Raw genomic sequence first — 3908 nt, 5'->3', positions numbered from 1 at the left:
GCGCCTCGACAGGCAGCGGGCGAAAGGTGAACTTGCCGCCATTATTTTCAAGAATACCGCTCCTGAATTCCTTTACACCAAGTTTTCGGGCCGCATTCAGTTTTTCCGCCGGCAGTATTTCATTCAGGGCTGCGCGGGAATAGGTAACGTAATTATTGTACTTCTTTTTCAATGAAGGCACCTGGTCCAGCAGCTCGTCGCGACTGGCAAACGGGAATTCTTTCCCATTTTCAGTAATTGCGATCACGGGAACAATGCGGTTAAGATTATCAAAATCAGCCGCATACATAGAAAGTCCATCGGGAGAAACCACATTCCATTGCCAGTTTGTCCCCACATTCCCGACAACAAAATCCATATCCCCGTCCGCATCCAAATCAGCACTTTCGATGGTATTCCAGCAGCCGGTAAGTGCATTCGTCGACCAGGCTGTGCTCGCATCAGTGAGCTTTCCTTTGTTATTGCCAAATACCTTTACGGGTCCCCAGTCGGTTGTAAGCAACAGCTCCGGAAATCCGTCTCCATTCAGATCCTGAAAAATGGCATCAGTAACCATTCCTGCGCCAGTCAGTTGCGCTGCATTTACTTTGGTTTGATCTGAAAACCTTCCCTTTCCGTCGTTGATCAGCAAAACTCCGCCCGTACTTTCCGGAAACCGGCCCGGCGTGACGCGGGTACCCAGGAACAGATCGTAATCTCCATCTTTATCCACATCGCTGCTCACAACTACTGCAGCATTCAAACCGGCAGCGGGCAATGCAGCCTTCCGAAATTTTCCATTATCATTCATGTAAAGCCGCGGCAGTAAAAGCGGGTCGCCTGCATTGAGCTCGTATCCCTGACTGGTTACCAGTAAGTCGAAATCATGATCTCCGTCGGCATCAAAAAACTCCATATCAGCATCCTCAAAAGCCGCATCCGCCTCAAATGCGGGTTGCGGTGATTTTGTCAGTTTTCCATTGCTGCTCAAGAACAAAGCGCCCGCCTGCCCACGCGCTCCGCCCACATAGATATCCTCGACTCCATCTCTATTAATGTCTTTTTTTGCAAAATGAGGACCTTGCGCGGAAAGCATTGCTGGCAGCAGCGTTTGTACCCTGAAATCATTCCGCTGGTCTTCGGTATGTGTAAAATCAAGGAGGTTTTCTGGTGTCCACAAAATAGGCTGCGCGGCGATTTTGCCACCGGCAGACTTCTGTGCATCCGTGTATTTCACGATCAGCTCGCTCCCTGGTTTTACATTTTTCAGGGTTTGCCTGCTTCCGTCAGCCCAGGACACAACCAGGCTGTCTATACGTTGTGCGCTGCCCAGCCCGAAATGTACCGCATCCCACTGCGCAGACTGGAAGCCGCGCACGGGCTGAAAGTTGTGCGTCTGCGTCAGCGAATCGGAATAAAGGTCCAGTTTGGTGCCTGCCATGAAAGCGAACTTCGGCGCATTAAGCTTTACTTTGAGGTACTTGTTAGGCAGCTTTGTTTCTGCATTGTTTTTGTATACAAATGCTTTCTGATTTACATTGTTGATCACCAGGTCAAGATCTCCGTCGTTGTCCAGGTCTGCATACACAGCGCCGTTTGACTGGTTACCTTTTTCAAAGCCCCATTCTTTTGTTTTTTTAGCAAAAGTGAGGTTCTTCTGATTCTGGAAAATATCATCGGGTTCATCAATGGGCGGCATTTCAGCGATAATCTCCATTTGTGTTGGCTGCTTTCCCGCCTGTCCCTGCAGATCCGTCGAGTATTTCAGGAATTCCATATTGGTGTAATCGCGGGCATATCCGTTTGAAACGAAGATGTCTTTCCAACCGTCATTATCAAAATCCGCCATTAAACCCGCCCAGCTCCAATCCGTATTGGAAATGCCAGCCAACTGACCGATTTCGTTGAACACCGGCACCCCGTCTGCATTTACGCCGCTGTTCAGTTGCAACATATTCCGCATGGTCTGATCGTGGAAGCCTGCGCGGAGCAGCTGCTGGTATTTGTCGTAATTATCATCGCCGGAAGTAAGCTTGATCCGCTCGTTGGAAGCGGGCAGCATATCCAAGGTAAGGATATCCACGAGCCCGTCATTGTTGATATCAGCTGCATCTGTTCCCATTGAATACAGCGAAACGTGTCCCGTAGCTTCTCTGATCACTTCTTTAAACCGGCCGTTTTTCTGGTTCAGGTACAGGTAGTCGTTTTCGTTATAATCATTTGAAATGTAGATATCCTGCCAGCCGTCGTTATTAAAATCATTGACATTGATCCCCAAACCAAAACTGAGCACATTGGATACAATCCCCGAAGAGTCGGTCACATTCGTGAACTTGCCGCCATCGTTCCTCAGCAGCTTGCTTCCGTAAGCATCATTTCGCTGCTGGCGATAATTGGCGATCAGGTTACTGAATCCGGCATACTGCTGAACCGAGTGATTGAGCAGAAAACAGTCGGTATCCCCATCTTTGTCATAGTCAAAAAAAGCGGCCTGGGTAGTGTAGGAACGATCATCAAGTCCAAACTCGGCTGCCTTTTCGGTGAAGGTCGGTACCCCGTCGGCCGTTTTACCATTGTTGACATACAGCAGTTTTGTCCTGAGCCTGGGATCCTGCGCGCCGGCCCGGCAAACGTAAATATCGATCCACCCATCATCATTGATATCCACGAGTGACACGCCTGTTTTCCAGCCTTCATTCAATGCAGTACCCGATCGCTCCGACAAATCTTCGAATTCAAACTCGCCTTTATTGAGATACAATTTATTGGCGACCATATTTCCAGTAAAGTACAGATCCACAAGCCCGTCATTATTAAAATCAGCCGCCGCAACTCCGCCTCCATTGTAGAAATACCCATATTCAAGCACATTATTGGAAGCATCTTCATCAATGAAGTTGTTGAAGTCAATGCCCGTTTGCGAAGATTTCAGCAGGGTAAACAGGGTATCTTCCGACTGGCAGGAAACCAGGGCTATGCACAAAACGAAAGCCAGGTAGCTTTTTTTCATTATCTCAAAGGTTGTATCGCGAATCAAAAAAGAGGAGGTTCTATTTAAATAGCAAAAAGGCAGGCACCTAGCCCGCCTTTTGCTTCATTCAGAGCACCATTGACGCTAGTTCTTATCCCACCACAATGGTGTGCTCACTTTATCAGGACCACCCAATAACCCTTCTGCTTCTTTCACAGCCGCAGCATTTGTTATTCTTTCTGTGGCAAGGAATGGAATCCTGCGGATCATCGCGCCATTCCTCAAATCTTCATTTTCCGAGTTCACAACGGGGTACAACTTGGGGACGCGTGTTCTTCTCACTTCTGCCCAGGCTTCCAAACCGTCTGGATACAGCGCAAGCCATTTCTGAGTACCGATCTGCTCACGCTTTACATCCATGCTCGCCGCGTCGTCCCATTTCACCTGGATATTGGAGATTGCAGGTGAATTTTGCTGGTCGCCAGGCGCTACCGGTTTGCTCAGGCTGTTTACATAAGCCGTAGCAGCTGCGTCCGAAACGCCCCATTGCTTCATGGAGGCAGTAATACCTTTTTCATAAAGCTCCTTGGCAGTTCCGCCCATTGCCCAGCCGTTCAATGCACCTTCTGCACGCAGGAAGTAAGCTTCCGCTGAATGCAGGATATTTTGAGGGGTATCGAAAACCGTAGTCCAATCGGCGCCTGAGCCGGTTGCCCATCTTGTACCTACATTCGAGTTGTTGTTATTGCTGTTTGGAGCAGCAGCCAGCTGAGTAGGCGTCAACCCGTTTCTCAAACCTTCATAAGTACCTGTTCCGCTGGCAGGCTGGAAGTATACACCGATCCGCGGATCAGCATAACCCTTCAACACCGACTCCATGGAGGCGCTCATACGGAACTCATTCCACACAGCAATGCGACTTAGTCCATTGGCATCGTCTCCCGTCTGTGTTTTCCCC

At 49.1% G+C, this 3908-nt stretch carries 2 protein-coding genes; both read right to left on the bottom strand.

Annotated features, from left to right (window positions below):
• Positions 1-2989: VCBS repeat-containing protein (locus ACTIE6_RS19860; RefSeq protein WP_439558303.1), on the bottom strand; the 2989-nt coding region annotated here is incomplete at its 3' end.
• A 105-nt stretch (positions 2990-3094) separates the two neighbouring features.
• Positions 3095-3908, bottom strand: an 814-nt coding sequence (locus ACTIE6_RS19855; protein WP_439558302.1) for a SusD/RagB family nutrient-binding outer membrane lipoprotein, incomplete at its 5' end; no start/stop codon positions are given.

This window comes from Dyadobacter sp. (assembly GCF_051859145.1).
Classification (GTDB): domain Bacteria; phylum Bacteroidota; class Bacteroidia; order Cytophagales; family Spirosomataceae; genus Dyadobacter.
This window is presented reverse-complemented; position numbering and strand designations above follow the sequence as displayed.